The organism is Aeromonas allosaccharophila, from assembly GCF_016026615.1.
In the GTDB taxonomy this organism is placed as follows: Bacteria; Pseudomonadota; Gammaproteobacteria; order Enterobacterales; family Aeromonadaceae; genus Aeromonas; species Aeromonas allosaccharophila.
In genome coordinates this window covers 2,829,110-2,844,810 of sequence record NZ_CP065745.1, presented here as the reverse complement: position 1 = coordinate 2,844,810, position 15,701 = coordinate 2,829,110, and the positions used below count along the sequence as shown (strand labels likewise).

The following is a 15,701-nucleotide window of genomic DNA, read 5'->3' as shown; positions in this document are numbered from 1 at the left end:
CAATGAATTGATGAAGTGAGCGTCAGCTGGCTGGGGCGAAATCGTGAATTTCGCCGGTTCTCGGTTTAAAGCGCGGATCGCCATCTTTGTAGCTGCGTACCAGTTGCATGGTCTTGCAGAAGCTGGCCTGCTTGTCGTACTCCTGACGGGCCAACTCGATGGCGCGCTCTGCCCGGCGTCGCTCCATCTTGTCAGACTTGCGATCGCTGAACTGTTGCTGCTGTTGCAGCATCCAGCCGACAAACTCTTGCTGGCATTGGGATTCGCTATTGGCTTGCGCAGGCAAGGTCCACAACAGGGGGAGCAGTAACAGATAACGCATGTTCGACCGATGATAAGAGGGGGAGTGCACTAGAAGGGCGGCATTTTATGCCTAAAACTTGAGCATGAACAGTATCAATAAGAGGGCCGCCCGCAGGCGGCCCTCTTCGGTTTCAGCGTTGACGGCCAGTTCAGTGTTTGACGAGATAGAGCTGGCGGCTGTAGGCCACATCTTCCGGGTTGTTGATGGGGTAGCCTTTGAGCCATGGCTTGATGAGGCGGGCATTGGTGTACTGGTAGATGGGGGCGATGGGGGCCTGATCCAGCAGGATTGCCTCTGCTTCGCCAAACAGCTTGCTGCGGCTGGCGGCATCCTGAGTGCTGGCCGCCTCTGCCAGCAGCTGGTCATAACGGGCATTGGCGAAGCCTGCCATATTGCCGCTGTGACGAGAGCCCCACAGACCAAGGAACGCTGACGGGTCGTTGTAGTCGGCGACCCACGAAGAGCGGATCACCTCGAACTGACCGCTCTGGCGGCTGTCGAGATAGGTTTTCCACTCCTGATTGGTCAGCTCGACCTCGGCGCCCAGCTTCTGCTTCCACATGTTGGCAATCGCCAGCGCCATCTTCTTGTGAATTTCCGCGGTGTTGTAGAGCAGGGTCAGTTTGAGTGGCTTGCCCGGGCCGTAACCGGCCTCCTTGAGCAGGGCCTTGGCCTTGCTGTCCAGTGCTGGCTGGCTGCTGGTGGAGAGCAGGTTGGCGGCCGGGGTGAAACTGGCGGTCACATCTGGAGTGAAGTGATAAGCCGGTTTCTCGCCGGTGCCTAGCACCTTGTCGGCGATCAGCGCGCGATCGATGGTGTAGGAGAGCGCCTTGCGCACCCGCACATCGTTCAGCGGGGCCTGCTTGGTATTGAAGGCGTAGTAGTAGGTACCGAGCTGATCCGGGGTATAGACCTCATTCGGGATCTGCTGCTTCAGCTTGTCGTACTGCTCCTTGGGGAAGGATTCGGTGATATGCAGATCGCCAGCCAGATAGCGGTTGGTGGCCGCGCTCTCCTGATTGATCGGCATGAAGATCACCTTGGTCAATACGGTATGGGCCTGATCCCAGTAATGGGCGTTGGGGGTCAGCTCCAGCTTCTCGTTGACTACCCTGTTGTTCAGCACAAAGGCACCGTTGCCCACCAGTTTGCCGGGCTGGGTCCACTGGTTGCCGTACTGCTCGATGCTGGCCTGATGGAGCGGCGACAGGCTGGGGTGGCTCAGCAGGTTCAGGAAGTAGGGCACCGGCTGGGAGAGGGTCACCTGCAGGGTGTGGTCATCGAGTGCCTTGACCCCCAGCTTGCTGGCAGGCAATTTGCCAGCGACTATTTCGTCCACCTTGTCGAAACGGGCCAGTTGGGCAAACCAGGCGAAGGTGGCCGCCTCTTTCGGGTCGACCAGCTTGCGCCAGCCGTAGACGAAGTCGCCGGCCTTGACCGGATCGCCGTTGGACCAGCGCGCATCCGGGCGCAGATGGAAGGTAAAGAACTGGTTGCCCTTGTTCTCCCAGCTGGCCGCCACCCCGGCAACCGGTTTGCCATCCGGCCCCTGGGTCAACAGCCCCTCGAACAGATCCCGCAGTACCTGCAACTCCGGCAGGCCGACCAGCTTGAGCGGGCTCAGGCTCGCAGGTTCATCCTTGAGGTGGCGAACGACAATCTGCTCGGCGGCGAGTTGTGTTCCGGCGGGAATATCGGCAGCCTGGACAGCAGCACAGCCCAGCAGGGCCAGCAAGGGGCTCCATCCTTTCATGGGTCGGATCCTTCAAATAGTGTGAAGCGGGGAGAAAACTCGGCGAGAAAATATCGCCGACAGATGGGAAATCATGATATCCCGTTTGCTGGTCTGACCGCCAGCATTCGACTCTCACTCCCAATCGGGGTAGCAGAGCGTTCCCGGCGTCAGTGCAGTTCAATGTGGTGAGGAGTGTCAAACGATGAAAGCATGGTTAGTGCTGGCCTGTGTGTTGAGCCAGAGTGCCTGGGCGTTGGCCCCGTGCCAGAGCGACACGGCGGTGGGCAACTGGTGCGAGATCGGCATCGATGCCTTGCACCCGACTCAGGGGGGCGTCGGCCAGATCCAGGTTGATGAGACCCAGGCCACATTGGCTGGCATGAGCGCAAAGCAGCTCGGCAAGTTGATGAAAAAGAAAGAGATTCCTGTAGTGATTGCGCCGGATGGCAGCTACTGGCTGGTGGACAGACACCATCTCACCAAGGCGCTATGGCAGCAGGGCGTCAAGGATGCCCGGGTCAAGGTGATTGGCCGCCTGCAGGATAAAGCCAACTTCTGGAGCCAGATGCAGAACAACCACTGGGCCTGGCTCAAGGATGAGAAGGGGCAACCACTGACCCCGGAGCAGTTGCCGAGCAGCATCGACAAGCTGCCTGATTACCCCTATCGCACCCTCGCCGGACTGCTGCAGAATGCGGGCTACTTTCGCAAGGATAAACAGGTCTATTTCGTCGAGTTTGCCTGGGCCAGCTGGCTCGGCAAGCAGATGCAGTGGATGCCGGTGGACAGCGCCAATCTGGCAGCCCGGCTGCAACAGGCTAAACGGCTCGCCTGCGGCAGCGATGCCAAGGATCTACCCGGTTATCCCGGCAAGCAGTGCAGCCTCAACCAATCCAAAAGCGCGCAGTGAGTGGATGAGCGATGACGGCATCCAGAGCATGCCGGAGATAAAAGAGGGCGACCCCGGGGTCGCCCTTATGCTGTCAGCTACTGGTTAGCGGTGGTCACTCATGGCGCTCAGCCCAGCGGGCGGCTGCCTGTTCAAGCAGGGCGACTTCACCTTGCTGGATCAGCGGTAGCAGATCGTTGACCTGTTGATCCGGCCAATCCCACCAGGCGAGGGCCTGTAGCCGGGCAATCTCCTCCTCGCCAAAGCGCATCCGCACCACCCTGGCCGGGGTTCCTGCCACCATGGCATAGGGTGGCACATCCTGATTGACCAGCGAACGGGCGGCGATGATGGCGCCATCGCCGATGGTGACGCCGGGCATGATCATCGCCTCCATGCCGATCCAGACATCGTTGCCGATACGGGTATCGCCAGCAGGGCGGTAGCTGCGTTGGAGCGCCGCCAGATCAGAGAACGGATAGGTGCTGATGAAGGCCGTGTTGTGGGTGTGGTTGCCCCCCATGATGATCTTCACCCCGGCGGCAAGCTGCACATAGTCGCCGATATGGAGTTGGTCGATATGCCAGAGTGGCTCCCAGCCGGTTTCCGGGCTGCGGCTGAAGGGATCTCCATGGAGGTAGCGCACCGCCACCTCTTCGAAGGGGCCATCCCAGGCGCCCGAGTAGTAGCTGTGCTGACCCTTGAGGCGGATATTGGGGTTGGTCACCGTCAGGTGCAGGTATTCGACCTGCGACCAGTGTTGGCAGGTGTTCATGTTGGTACTCCTTTGCTGAATGGATCGGGTTGGTTGCGTTCGCTTGAGCGCAGCTAATAGATCCAGACCAGCATGCGAGGCACGCAGAGCAGGGAGCAGCCCAGCATCTGCGGGAGGTGTGGTCGCATTGTGGTGTGCTCCAAAGAAGGGGGAAGGGCACGATCATAAGGTCGGGCACATGCTTTGCCAAGGTGAGAAGAGATCCTGCACTAACCCTCTGGTTGATATTTATTCTCAATTAGCCATGATAACACTCCCACCATAACGGACTCGGGAGAGCGAGATGATACCGCAAAGTTGGCAACGATACATGCTGGAGGCGGAGCGAGCCTGGCAGGCCGGTTCGCTGGGGGCGGCGATCTGTTTTTATCAGCAGGCGCTGGGGGATGTTTACGAGATGACCCAGGTCGAGTTGACCGAACTGGCCACCATGCGGGTCGCCACCTGTCACCGGCTGGCCGACTTCTGGCGGGCGATGGATGAGCCGACTTATGAGCTGCGCTACCTGAAGCTCGCCTCCGAGCTGGTCACGGCACTGGTGCCACAATGCCCGAACCGGGAGTGCGAGGCACTGATCAGCGAGCTGGGTTGCTGCCGTGGTGCCCTGCTCGCCTTTCTCAAGCGCCACCCCAATCCGGAAATTGCCCGGCTGATCCAGCTACAGGACAAGGTGCAGGGTTGCGAGCTGATCGGCCGTTTTCGCCTCAACTGAGCGGATTTTGGCGCGGCTCAGCCCCGCCGTTTGAGTTTCTGGGCGATCCGTTGCTGCGCTTCTTCCCCTTGCAGCGCCTGCGCGAAGGCGCGCGCCTCCAGATCGATGACAAAGTGCACCGCCTGTTTGAGCTCCTGCTTGAGCAGTGCCTTGCTCTTTTGCAGCGCCCTGGGCGGTTTGGCTGCCAGCTTCAGCCCCTGCTCGCGGGCAAAGGAGAGCAATCCATCTGCCGCCACCACCTTGTTGGCCAGCCCGAGCCGCAGCGCCTGCTCGGCATCAATGGCTTCGGCCAGCAGCAACAGCTCGGCCGCCTTGAGGTGCCCCACTAGGCGCGGCAGCAGCAGGCTGGAGGCAAACTCCGGCACCAGCCCCAGCTCGACGAAGGGGAGTTGCAAGCGGGCGTTATTCGCCAGATAGACCAGATCGCAGTGCAGCAGGATGGTGGTGCCAATCCCCACCGCAGGGCCCGCAACGGCGGCGATCACAGGTTTGGGGAAATCGGCCAGGGTGTGGAGGAACTGCAGGATGGGGTCGTCGGGCTCCAGCGCGCTCTTGCCCATAAAGTCGGCCAGATCATTGCCCGCGGTAAAGCAATCTTGCTGCCCCTGCAGCAGCAGGACATGCACCTCCTCATCGGCCGCCGCCTCTCGCAGCGCCGCGACCAGTTGTTGATACAACTCGGTATTGAGGGCGTTGCGCTTGTCGGGGCGGTTGAGGGTCAGGGTGAGCAAGCCATCCTGCTGCTCAGCGATGAGAATGGGGGCCATGTCTAAATCCTTGTTATTGAAAGGTGCAAAAAAGGTTGCCGTTGGGGTAACCTCTGGGCCGTTTAACAACATCATAAAAGGATTTCAACCATGTTTAAACGTGCGTTTTATTCTCTGCTGGTTCTGGGTATGACGGCGCCAGCACTGGCCAAGGTCGAGGCCGTCGATGGTTATGTGCGCTTGCTGCCGCCGGGTTCCCCCAACACCGCCGCCTTTATGGTGCTCAAGAATGACGCCGACCAGCCGGTCAAGCTGGTGGCGGCCGCTTCTGCTGCGGCCGGGCGTGCCGAGCTGCACACTCATCTGCACGAGAATGGTGTGATGAAGATGCGTCAGGTCGAGAGCATCGAGATCCCGGCCAAGGGCGAAGCGGTGTTGAAACCGGGCAGCCTGCACATCATGCTGTTCGAGGTGGACACGCTCTCCGAGCAGACTCCTGTTCCGCTCACCCTCACCATGGATGATGGTCAGAAGCTGGATCTGTCGCTGCCGGTGAAGCCGATTGAGCCGATGGCACAGATGGATCATATGAAGCACTGACATTTGTCGTCGCTTGTTCAGCATTCCCGCTGGGTATTTTGGCTGTGCCGAGTAAAATAGTGCCCTTTCCATGTATGCAAGAGGAAGTGAAGTGATGAAGAAGACACTGATTGCCGGTTTTGTGTTGGCTCTGTGCAGCCAGAGTGCCATGGCCGCTGACGACTGGCGTTTTGCCGCCGGTGCTGACGTATGGGCTTCTCAGGGCAGTGGTCAGGCATATGGCAAGAGTGCCAATCATTATGATGACAACTACAACTGGAACGGTTATCTGCAACTGGAACACGGCATCATCTTCCTGCCGAACGCCAAGTTTGAAGTCTCCGACTTCAGTACCTCCGGTGGTGCGTTCAAAAATGACCTGACCGCCTACGATCTGAGCCTCTACTACCGTCTGTTCAACAACGATCTGTTCAAGATCGATCTGGGTATGACCGGTCGTCACTACGATGGCGAGCAGGTTTACTGGGGCCGCCAGGGCTATAAAGAAGATACCCTGATGGCCTATGCCGGCAGCGAAGTGAAGATCCCGGGCACCGGTATCTCCTTCTTCGGCGACCTGCGTACCCACGATGCAGACAACTATGACTACCGTCTGGGTGGCGCATACAAGTTCTCCTCCATGCCGATCAAGCTGCGCGCCGGCTGGCGTGAAGCCAAAGTCGATTTCGACAATATCGATCAGTCTATCGACGGCTGGTTCATGGGTGGCGAATTCACTTTCTAATCTGACGGTGGTCTGACGACGCGTCGCCAACATCGAGCAGCGCATTGACGGTCAGCTGGTTTATGGACTGTGAGTTTATTTTCCAATCTGGCCGTCAGCTGGCAACGAGGAGGGATAATGGGGCACATCATAGTCACTGGCGCCGGTTCAGGTCTTGGCCGGGCCCTGACCATAGGTCTGGTTGAGCGGGGCCATCAGGTTTCCATGATGGGGCGCCGTTATCAGCGACTGCAGGAGCAGGAGCAACTGCTCGGCAGCGCGGTGATCGGTATTGCTGCCGATCTGGCGCACCATGAAGAGGTCGATGTCGCCTTCGCCGCTGCGGTGGAGTGGGGCGGCTTGCCCGAGCTGGTGCTGCACTGCGCCGGGGTGGGCGAATTCGGCCCGGTCGGTGTCTACACCGCCGAGCAGATCCGCCGGGTGGTGGAGAGCAATCTCATCTCCACCATTCTGGTGGCTCAGCAGACGGTGCGGCTTATCGGTGAGAAAGGCGGAGTGCTGGCCAATGTGCTCTCCTCCGCCGCTCAGGTGGGCAAGGCCAACGAGAGCCTCTACTGCGCCTCCAAATGGGGGATGCGCGGCTTTCTCGAATCCTTGCGCGCCGAGCTGAAAGGCTCGCCACTGCGGCTGGTCAACCTCTATCCGTGCGGGATCCGCAGCGAATTTTGGGATAACTCGGATCACGTTGATCCGAGCGGCTTCATGACCCCGGAAGATGCGGCGGCCTATATGCTCGACGCACTGGAAGCCAGAAGCAGCTGCCACGTGACCGACCTCTTTATCGGTCGCAATCCCTGAGGCGAAGCCCGCCATCCGGTTGCCGTCGTCAGCACACAGAAACAAAAAGCGCGCCAAATGGCGCGCTTTTTTATATCGGGAAGAGGGCGGAATTAACGGCCCAGCTTGGCCTTGAGCATGGCGATGATGTCGCTGATGGCCACTTCCTGCTTCTCGCCGGTGCGGCGGCACTTGTACTCCACCACGCCGTTGTCCAGACCGCGATCGCCGATGACGATGGCGTGCGGGATGCCCAGCAGCTCCATGTCGGCGAACATCACGCCCGGGCGCTCTTTACGGTCGTCGAACAGCACATCGACACCGGCCGCTTTCAGCTCGGCGTAGAACTGCTGTGCCTGCTCGGCCACGCGCTCGGATTTGTGCATGTTCATCGGCACGATGGCCACTTCGAACGGAGCGATAGCATCCGGCCAGATGATACCGTACTGGTCGTTGTTCTGCTCGATGGCCGCAGCCACCAGACGGGAAACCCCGATACCGTAGCAACCCATCTCCATGGTGACGGACTTGCCGCCTTCGTTCAGCACGCTCGCCTTCATCGCTTCGGAGTACTTGGTACCCAGCTGGAAGATGTGGCCCACTTCGATACCGCGCTTGAGCAGCAGCTTGCCCTGGCCGCACGGGCTCGGGTCGCCTTCCACCACGTTGCGCAGGTCGGCAACTTCATAGGTAGCGATGTCACGATCCCAGTTGGCACCGGTCAGGTGGAAACCGGTCTCGTTGGCGCCGCAGACGAAGTCCGCCAGATGGGCGGCGCTGCGATCGACGATGATACGACCGGCAAATCCGACCGGGCCGATGGAGCCTGCATCGCAACCGGCGGCAGCTTTGATCTGCTCGTCGTTGGCAAAGGTCAGCGGGTTGGCAACGCCAGCCAGTTTCTCGGCCTTGATTTCGTTCAGCTCGTGGTCGCCACGCAGTACCAGCGCGATAACGGCCTGTTTGCCGTGCTCATCTTCCTCTGCCAGTACCAGCAGGGTCTTGGCGATGGCGGTCGGTGCCACGTTCAGGAAAGCGGCTACTTCGTCGATGGTGTGAACATTCGGGGTGGCAACCTTGGTCAGGGCTGCGGTGGCGGCAGCGCGCTCACCCGCCGGCGCCAGCGCTTCGGCCATCTCGATGTTGGCGGCGTAATCTGATGTATCGGAGAAGGCGATCAAGTCTTCACCGCTCTCGGCCAGCACCTGGAATTCGTGGGAACCGGTACCACCGATGGAGCCGGTATCGGCCTGCACCGGACGGAAGTTCAGACCCATGCGGGTGAACGCCTTGCAGTAGGCGGCGTGCATCTTCTCGTAGGTATCGACCAGAGACGCTTTGTCGATGTGGAAGGAGTAGGCATCTTTCATCAGGAATTCGCGGCCACGCATCACGCCGAAACGGGGGCGCACTTCGTCGCGGAACTTGGTCTGGATCTGGTAGAGGTTGAGCGGCAGCTGCTTGTAGCTGTTCACTTCGTAACGCACCAGCGCAGTGATCACCTCTTCGTGGGTCGGGCCCAGCACGAAGGGACGGTTGTGGCGGTCGGTCAGACGGCACAGCTCGGGACCGTAGTCGTCCCAGCGGCCGGACTCCTGCCACAGTTCGGCAGGCTGAACCACCGGCATGGAGACTTCGACGGCACCAGCATTGTTCATCTCTTCGCGAACAATGTTCTCGATTTTCTTCAGTACCCGCAGACCGGTTGGCAACCAGGCATACATGCCGGAGGCCAGTTTACGGATCATCCCGGCGCGCAGCATCAGCTGGTGGCTGACAACTTCAGCGTCGGAGGGGGTTTCCTTGAGAGTGGAAAGCAGATATTGGCTGGTACGCATCGCGGTAGACCTTAGCTAGAACGGGCGCGGGGCCCAGGATAATTTCAAGGGCGGAATTTTAACAGGCTGGGCGTTATGGCCCAAGGGCTAAATTTGCCGCAACCCGAAAGGTGGCAACGCCCGGCAGATGGTCAGGGTAATGACCATTACAACAAGCAGGCTTTTTATGCCTGCAATTTGGCCGGATCTCCGCTAAACTCTGCCACCTTTTCTCGATGGGCATGGCTCTGCCGCGTTCATCACCCCCCATTTTTAGTACTTTTGGAGCCGCTCATGCCGTTAGTGGGACATCAACACCAGATCGAGATCCTGGAACTGACCGACAAAGGAGATGGCAAAGGACGCCTGTTCGATCGCCCCCTGTTTGTCGAAGGTCTGCTGCCCGGTGAGCAGGCGCTGGTGGAGCTGACCGAGGTCAAGCCGAACTATCTGCACGGCAAGGTTGCCGAGCTGCTCCAGCCCTCTGCCGATCGGGTTGCCGATTTCTGCCCCAACACCGAGTGCGGTGGCTGTCAGGTGCGCCCGCTGGCCTATCCGGCCCAGCTCAAGCTCAAGCAGGCACTGGTGCAGAGCGCACTGGAGCAGGCCGGGCTGGGTGACACTCCGGTCAAGGATATCCTTGGCATGGAAAGCCCGTTCGCCTATCGCAACAAGGCGCAATATGCGGTGCGCAGCTGTGAAGCGGGTGCCGAGATCGGTTTTTATCGCAAGCACTCCCACGATCTCATCACCGCCGATGACTGTGCGGTGCAAGACTCACTGCACGTTGAGTTGAACGCCCGGGTACGTAACTGGATGCGCGAGCACGACATCGCGGCCTATGACGAAGTGAACCACACCGGCTGCGTGCGCAACCTGATGACCCGCAAGGGCTTCAAGAGTGGCGAGCTGATGGTGGTGCTGGTAACCTTGGGTGAGGCGCTGCCGTTCGAAGCCGAGCTGCTGGCGAGCTTAAGCGATCTGCCGGTTACTACCCTGGTGCAGAACATCAACGATGAGCGCACCAACCGCATTCTGGGCGCAACCAACCGGGTGCTGCTGGGCGAAGGGGTTATCCGCGACAAGATCCACGAGCTCGAGTTCGAGATCTCGCCGCTCTCCTTCTTCCAGAACAACCCGACCCAGACCGATGTGCTCTACTCCAGCGCCCTCGAGTATGCTGAGCTGACCGGCAACGAGACGGTGTTCGACATCTATTGCGGTATCGGCACCATCTCCCTGTTCCTGGCAGGCAAGGCCGCCAAGGTGGTGGGGATCGAGTCGGTCGAGAGCGCCATCAGCGATGCCCGTCGCAACGCGGCCCTCAACGGCATCGAGCACACCGAATTCCACGTCGGCAAGGCCGAGCAGCTGATGCCCGAGCTGCACGCTCAGGGCGTGACCGCTGACGTGGTGGTAATGGATCCGCCGCGCAAGGGCTGTGACAAGGCGGTGCTGCAGACCCTGGTCGCCATGGCGCCCCGTCGTCTGGTCTATGTCTCCTGCAACCCGCAGACCCTGGCCCGCGACCTCGCCTGGCTGGTCAAGCAGGGTTTCGTGCTGGACGAGGTACAGCCGGTCGATATGTTCCCGCACTCCATGCATGTGGAAGCGGTTGCCCGTCTGAGCTTGCCAGCGAAAGCGTGATCGGACACTGGCGTGGAGGGATTTGCATGTTCCTCCTCCACGCCATGCATGTGGCAGCGGTTGCCCATCTGAGCCTGCCAGCGAAAGCATGAGCGGACATTGGCGCGGAGCGATAGACATGTTCCTCCTCCACGCCATGCACGTCGAAGCGGTTGCCCGCCTGAGCCTGCCCGCCAAGGCGTGAGTCATCGCCTGACACTCGCATATAAAAAAACGACGCCAGCTGGCGTCGTTTTTTATCTCTGCAATCGGCTGATGGCCGGTTAGCTGGCGCTCTGGCGCACCTCATCGGCGATCTGGTCGAGCAGCTGTTGCCAGCCCTGACCCAGTTCGTTCACCAGCGCGTTGTAGCCATCGGCCGGCAGTACCCGTTCCTGACGGAAGGGCGCATCGCGCAGCACGGTGCCATCCTCCGCCAGCAGGCGCCAGCGACCGCTCAACACGGCGCTGCCGTCATGACGGCCCTGAAAGCGTTCCACCAGAATGGTCAGCACCGGCCCCTTGCGGGCGCCATCCTGCCGTACCACCCAGCCCGGCAGGCGGGTGGAGAGGCCATTGAGGGTGAGCTGGTTGAGCTGATCGTCCAGCGCACCGGCCCAGCGATGGTACTCGGTGAAGTGCAGCTCTTGCCCTTCCAGTTGATAGACCAGACTGATCCGGTCGAGCTGGCTTGCCAGCGCCACCGGGCGCAGCACCAGCTGGTGCTGCGGTTGGGCCGGGGCCGTCACGGGTTGCTGGCTGTCGGCATCGAGCGAGTAGTAGTGCAGGCTTGGCTGGCTGCTGCACCCCGCCAGCAGGCCCAACAGGGCCAGCGTCAGGATCTCTTTTTTCATTGTTTGCCTCGCTTGGGCTCAGGGTCCGATGGATGCGCGCGATCGAAGATCAGCGAGCTGGGCTGCTCGTTGAGGGAGTGCACCAGCGGCTGCAGTTCGCGCATCAACTGATTGAGGGTCTGCACCGACTGACGCAGGTCCTGATTGGTCTGCGACTGGGCATCATAGGCCTGCAAGGTCTCCTGCAACTGCTTGAGGCTCTCGTTGAGCGAGGCGGGCAGCTGCTGGGTGGAATCCTTGGCAGTGAGCTTGTTCAGGTTGGCGCTGACTGCACTGATGTTCTTCAGGGTGCCATCCAGGGTGGTGAGTGACCCGTTGACCTTGGTCAGGGTGGTCGCCATGTCCATGTCGACAAACTTGTCGAGGATGAGGTTCACCTTGCGCTCGATCTGATCCAGCCCGCCCTGCACGGTGGGGAAGACCTGATAACCGGCCAGCTTGGCCTGCTCGAAGCGCGGCGCGTCCGGATAGAAGTTGAGGTCGATGATCTTGCCGCCGGTCAGCAGGCTCGAGGTCTTGAGGCTGGCACGCAACCCCTCCTTGAACTGCTTGCCGAACAGGGCACGCCACTGATCCTTCTCCGCCTTGGCAAAGCGGTGGGAGAGGCGCTGCACTTCGATGCGGGCCAGTACCGGGATCTGGCGGTTCTGGAAGATGCGAACCCCCTTCTCCTCGATCATGTAGGGCGCCGAGATGACGGTACCGACCCGGATGCCGCGGTACTGCACGGCGGCGCCCGGGTGCAGGCCAGCCACGTTGTCATCGAACAGGAAGACGTAGTCGATGAACTGATCCAGGCTACCGGCCAGCACGCTCGCCTCATCCTGGAACAGGGTGAAATCGTCGTTCTGCTTGACCGGATCACCCGGTGCCCAGCCGGCAGGCAGGCCCATGGTGATGCCGCCGTCGAGCAGGCTCTCCAGCGAATCCATCTTCACCTTCATCCCCTCGCTGCTCATGGAGACTTCGAAGCCCGGGGTCATCCAGAAGCGGGAGTTGCTGCTCACCAGAATGTCATAGGGGGCGTTGATGAAGATTTGATACTGCATCTCGCTCTTTTCTGGCAGGAACTTCGCCTCTTCCACCTGACCGATGGTGAAGCCCTGATAGTTGATGGGGGAGCCTTCCCCCAGCGCGCGGGTGTCGCGACTGCTGAGGGTGAGGCGCAGCCCCTTGGCATCCAGCGAGGCGAGCGGCGGCTTGTCCAGCATGGCGTACTCGTCCTTCGCCCGCCCTTTCTTGCCGGGGGCGAGTTCGATATAGGCGCCGGAGAGCAGGGTGCTGAGGCCGGAGATCCCTTCACGACCAACCCGGGGTTTGACCACCCAGAACTGGCTGTCACCGCGCAGCATGCCGGAGGCGGCGTTGTTCAGCCGCCCCTTCAGTACCGCGTGACTGTAGTCTTCGCTCAGCTCTACGGCCTCGATGCGGCCGACGTCCACTTCGCGGGAGCGGATAACTGTTTTGCCGGCAACGATGCCCTCGGCGGTGGCAACAGTCAGGGTGAAGCTCGGGCCCTGGGAGTACCAGTGCTGGAACAGCATCCAGATGCCGATGCACAGCGCCAGCAGGGGCACCATCCAGATTGCGGCGGCAGAGCTCAGAAAATCAGAGCCCGGTTTCCACCTTTTTTTACGCTCACTCACGTTCGCGTTCTCCTTGTTGTAAATCCCAGATCAGGCGGGAGTCGAAACTCATGGCGGCGACCATAGTGATCAGCACCACACCTGCAAATGCGACGGCCGCAGGGCCGGGGTAGATGGTCATCAGATTGTCGAGCCGGATCAGGCCCGCCAGAATGGCCACCACGAAGACGTCGATCATCGACCAGCGTCCGACAAATTCGGTCATACGATAGAGTTTGAGCTTGCCGAGGGGGGAGGTGACATTGCCGCGCTGCACCATATAGCAAAGCCAGAATAGCGCCAGTATTTTCACCAGCGGCACCACCACGCTGGCGAAAAAGATCACCGCTGCGATGGGGTAGGAACCCATGGCCCACAGCAGCACCACGCCACCGAGGATGGTGGAGGGGCTGTCATCGCCGAGGAACACCGTATCCATGATGGGATAGAGGTTGGCGGGCACATAGAGAATGGCGGAGGTAAACAGCAGCGCCCAGGTACGGTTCAGGCCGCCCGGCTTGCGCGCATGCAGGTAACCGCCACAACGGGAGCAGCTGTGGCTGTCCACCTCGCTCAGGGCCCCACAGATGTGGCAGCCCACCAGACCGGATTCCAGTGCCCCCGCTTCCGGGTCGATCTCGCGCGGTGCGGTGGGGCCGAACAGCCGCTGCCACAGCCACATCTGATCCAGCGAGGAGATCATCTTGATGAGCAACACCGTGTAACCGACGAAGGCCCAGAACGACAGCCCCATCTTGATGTCGGCCATCCCCATCAGTTTGACCAGCGAGATGAGCACCCCTACCAGAAAGACATCCACCATCAGCCAGGGTTTGATCCGGCAGAGCAGGCGGCCGAGGGAGCGCAGGGCATTGCTGTGCAGATCTTTATCGACCCGCCACAGCACCAGCATGATGGAGCCCATATAGACCAGCGGCAGGCCGATCAGGGTCAGACTCAGCACCGCGCCGAGAAACAGATAGCCCTCATCCACCAGGGTGGTGATGCTCTGCAGAAAGGTCATCTCCTGTCCTATCCCTTTGGCCGAGAAGGACATGAAGGTAAAGGCATTGGCGAGCACGAACATGATGAGCGCCGCGAAACCGTAGGCGATCGGGCGCAACTCCTGCTGCGGCAGGTGGCGACTCAGAGTGTGTCCGCAACGGGGACAGCAACTGGCCTGCCCCACCTCGAGCGGTGTGGCCGGTATCAGCAGATCACACTCTTCGCAGGCAGTGGCATCATGGACATAGGTGGTGTGGTGTTGGTGTGAAGCCGGATGCAAGATAAAACCCCAGATAAGGCCCGTGGTGGAGCCAGAGCTGGCGATTATCGCAGTTGTACTGGTCAGCGACCAGCCCCCGGAGGCCGCTATTGCTGGCGGGAGTGAGAATGACTTTGACAAGCCAGTGCCCATTTAGCACAATCAAACGCCACTTTTTTTCCGCGGGACAATAATTTATGACAACTGAATCCCCAAGCTACTCCACCATCGAGCAAGCCTTCTCCCTCGGGAACGGGCAAGATTCTGCCCTCAACTGGTTGCGCAAGAACCGCAGTCAGGTCGCTATTTTTCTGGTGAGCGGCATCAAGCTGGAAGGCACCATCAGCGGGTTCGACCAGTACAGCGTGCTGCTGACCGATGCCCATGGTAACCAGCAGCTGGTCTACAAGGCCAAGATCTCCACCATCGCCATGCACACCGGCCGTCCGCAGGTGAATATCCAGCGTGCTCGCAAGCCGCGTGTCTCCATGGCGCCGCGCCCCCACGGTGCGCCGGGTCGTTATGATGACAATCAGGGCGGCGGCAACAACGAGTAATCGTCTGCCCCGCACGCCCCGTTGACGCGCCCTGCGTCAGCGGCTGACGGAGCCCGCTCTCATTGTCATTCATGTCCCGTATGAGAGCCGGTTCCGCTTATCGCCCCTTGCAGGGCGATATTTTTTTCCGCATCACTCCGCTATACCGACCGGTTTCCCCTCTTTGACCATGCAGGTCTGCATTCCAGCAGCTTTCCCTGCCTGTACGCCAATGCCGGTATCTTCAAACACCAGACAGCCTGACGGCTCGACACCCAGCTTGCGGGCGACCAGCAGGAAGGTATCCGGATTGGGCTTGTGCTGCTCTACATCGTCGGCGGTGACCACCACGGAGAAGTAGCGATCCAGCCCGGTATTGCGCAGCACAGCCTCGGCGTTGACGCGGGGCGAGCCGGTGCCGATCCCCATCGGGATGACGCCGTGATAGCGCTCGACCAGTGCCTGCATGGCGGGAAAGATGGTCGCCTTGTGCAGGTTGGCCACATAGTGGGCGGTCTTGCAGCGGGTCACTTCGACCGGGTCGAGGGGGATCTGCTGCTCCTGTGCCACCAGCAGGGCAATCTTGCGGCTCGGCATGCCGCCCAGTTCATAGAACCAGTCAGAATCGAAGTGAAAGCCAAACTCGCGGGCGGTGTGCTCCCAGGCCGCGAGGTGCAGCGGCATGGAGTCGACCAGGGTGCCATCAAGGTCAAAGACCAGGCCTTGGAATCCGGAAAGAGTCATGGTGCGGGTGAG

At 60.5% G+C, this 15,701-nt stretch carries 16 protein-coding genes; 7 read left to right on the top strand and 9 right to left on the bottom strand.

The features are described from left to right. Window positions 1-22: 22 nt before the first annotated feature. Window positions 23-322, bottom strand: coding sequence for a hypothetical protein (locus tag I6G90_RS12890; protein WP_042062966.1), 300 nt, complete (start codon window positions 320-322; stop codon window positions 23-25). 130 nt (window positions 323-452) lie between these two features. Then, window positions 453-2,057: a peptide ABC transporter substrate-binding protein gene (locus tag I6G90_RS12885; protein ID WP_197927797.1), complete on the bottom strand. Its 1,605-nt coding sequence runs from the start codon at window positions 2,055-2,057 to the stop codon at window positions 453-455. Between the two features lie 184 nt (window positions 2,058-2,241). Here I6G90_RS12885 and I6G90_RS12880 point away from each other — a divergent pair, with 184 nt between their 5' ends. Next, window positions 2,242-2,949, top strand: coding sequence for a ParB-like protein (locus I6G90_RS12880; RefSeq protein WP_197927795.1), 708 nt, complete (start codon window positions 2,242-2,244; stop codon window positions 2,947-2,949). A gap of 94 nt (window positions 2,950-3,043) precedes the next feature. Here the strand turns inward: I6G90_RS12880 and I6G90_RS12875 are convergent, their stop codons facing one another. Beyond that, window positions 3,044-3,703, bottom strand: coding sequence for a CatB-related O-acetyltransferase (locus I6G90_RS12875; protein WP_197927793.1), 660 nt, complete (start codon window positions 3,701-3,703; stop codon window positions 3,044-3,046). Between the two features lie 283 nt (window positions 3,704-3,986). Between I6G90_RS12875 and I6G90_RS12870 the strand changes: the two genes are divergently transcribed. Further along, window positions 3,987-4,415: a DUF2753 family protein gene (locus I6G90_RS12870; RefSeq protein WP_197927792.1), complete on the top strand. Its 429-nt coding sequence runs from the start codon at window positions 3,987-3,989 to the stop codon at window positions 4,413-4,415. A 17-nt stretch (window positions 4,416-4,432) separates the two neighbouring features. Here I6G90_RS12870 and I6G90_RS12865 read toward each other — a convergent pair whose 3' ends face one another. Further along, window positions 4,433-5,182 (bottom strand): enoyl-CoA hydratase-related protein, encoded by a 750-nt coding sequence (locus tag I6G90_RS12865; RefSeq protein ID WP_197927791.1) that lies wholly within the window; start codon window positions 5,180-5,182, stop codon window positions 4,433-4,435. A gap of 90 nt (window positions 5,183-5,272) precedes the next feature. Between I6G90_RS12865 and I6G90_RS12860 the strand changes: the two genes are divergently transcribed. The 3 genes from I6G90_RS12860 (at window position 5,273) to I6G90_RS12850 (ending at window position 7,244) form a co-directional block, all read left to right on the top strand. Continuing rightward, window positions 5,273-5,722: a copper chaperone PCu(A)C gene (locus I6G90_RS12860; RefSeq protein ID WP_197927790.1), complete on the top strand. Its 450-nt coding sequence runs from the start codon at window positions 5,273-5,275 to the stop codon at window positions 5,720-5,722. A 94-nt stretch (window positions 5,723-5,816) separates the two neighbouring features. Further along, window positions 5,817-6,446, top strand: a complete 630-nt coding sequence (locus I6G90_RS12855) for a TIGR04219 family outer membrane beta-barrel protein (RefSeq protein ID WP_182938266.1) — start codon at window positions 5,817-5,819, stop codon at window positions 6,444-6,446. A gap of 117 nt (window positions 6,447-6,563) precedes the next feature. After that, a complete protein-coding gene (locus tag I6G90_RS12850; RefSeq protein ID WP_197927789.1) occupies window positions 6,564-7,244 on the top strand; it encodes an SDR family oxidoreductase in 681 nt (226 codons plus the stop codon). 92 nt (window positions 7,245-7,336) lie between these two features. On the opposite strand, the gene I6G90_RS12845 is transcribed toward I6G90_RS12850, so the two are convergent. Beyond that, a complete protein-coding gene (locus I6G90_RS12845) occupies window positions 7,337-9,061 on the bottom strand; it encodes a proline--tRNA ligase (RefSeq protein ID WP_197927788.1) in 1,725 nt (574 codons plus the stop codon). Between the two features lie 273 nt (window positions 9,062-9,334). Here I6G90_RS12845 and rlmD point away from each other — a divergent pair, with 273 nt between their 5' ends. Continuing rightward, a complete protein-coding gene (gene rlmD, locus I6G90_RS12840) occupies window positions 9,335-10,687 on the top strand; it encodes a 23S rRNA (uracil(1939)-C(5))-methyltransferase RlmD (RefSeq protein WP_075113190.1) in 1,353 nt (450 codons plus the stop codon). A 263-nt stretch (window positions 10,688-10,950) separates the two neighbouring features. On the opposite strand, the gene I6G90_RS12835 is transcribed toward rlmD, so the two are convergent. From I6G90_RS12835 to I6G90_RS12825, 3 genes are read right to left on the bottom strand one after another with little or no spacing between them, the layout of a single operon-like run. Beyond that, window positions 10,951-11,520 carry a PqiC family protein gene (locus I6G90_RS12835; protein ID WP_197927787.1) on the bottom strand — a complete coding sequence of 190 codons (570 nt, stop codon included), beginning with the start codon at window positions 11,518-11,520 and terminating at the stop codon, window positions 10,951-10,953. After that, window positions 11,517-13,166, bottom strand: coding sequence for an intermembrane transport protein PqiB (pqiB, locus tag I6G90_RS12830; RefSeq protein ID WP_182969780.1), 1,650 nt, complete (start codon window positions 13,164-13,166; stop codon window positions 11,517-11,519). The genes I6G90_RS12835 and pqiB overlap by 4 nt, the downstream gene beginning before the upstream one ends. After that, the gene (locus I6G90_RS12825; protein WP_197927786.1) at window positions 13,159-14,430 is read right to left on the bottom strand and encodes a PqiA/YebS family transporter subunit; all 1,272 of its coding nucleotides are present in this window, start codon (window positions 14,428-14,430) and stop codon (window positions 13,159-13,161) included. Before I6G90_RS12825 ends, pqiB begins: the two co-directional genes overlap by 8 nt. A gap of 176 nt (window positions 14,431-14,606) precedes the next feature. Between I6G90_RS12825 and hfq the strand changes: the two genes are divergently transcribed. After that, window positions 14,607-14,966 carry an RNA chaperone Hfq gene (gene hfq / locus I6G90_RS12820; RefSeq protein ID WP_005335772.1) on the top strand — a complete coding sequence of 120 codons (360 nt, stop codon included), beginning with the start codon at window positions 14,607-14,609 and terminating at the stop codon, window positions 14,964-14,966. Between the two features lie 132 nt (window positions 14,967-15,098). Here the strand turns inward: hfq and I6G90_RS12815 are convergent, their stop codons facing one another. Continuing rightward, window positions 15,099-15,689: an HAD family hydrolase gene (locus I6G90_RS12815; RefSeq protein ID WP_197927785.1), complete on the bottom strand. Its 591-nt coding sequence runs from the start codon at window positions 15,687-15,689 to the stop codon at window positions 15,099-15,101. Window positions 15,690-15,701: the final 12 nt, after the last annotated feature.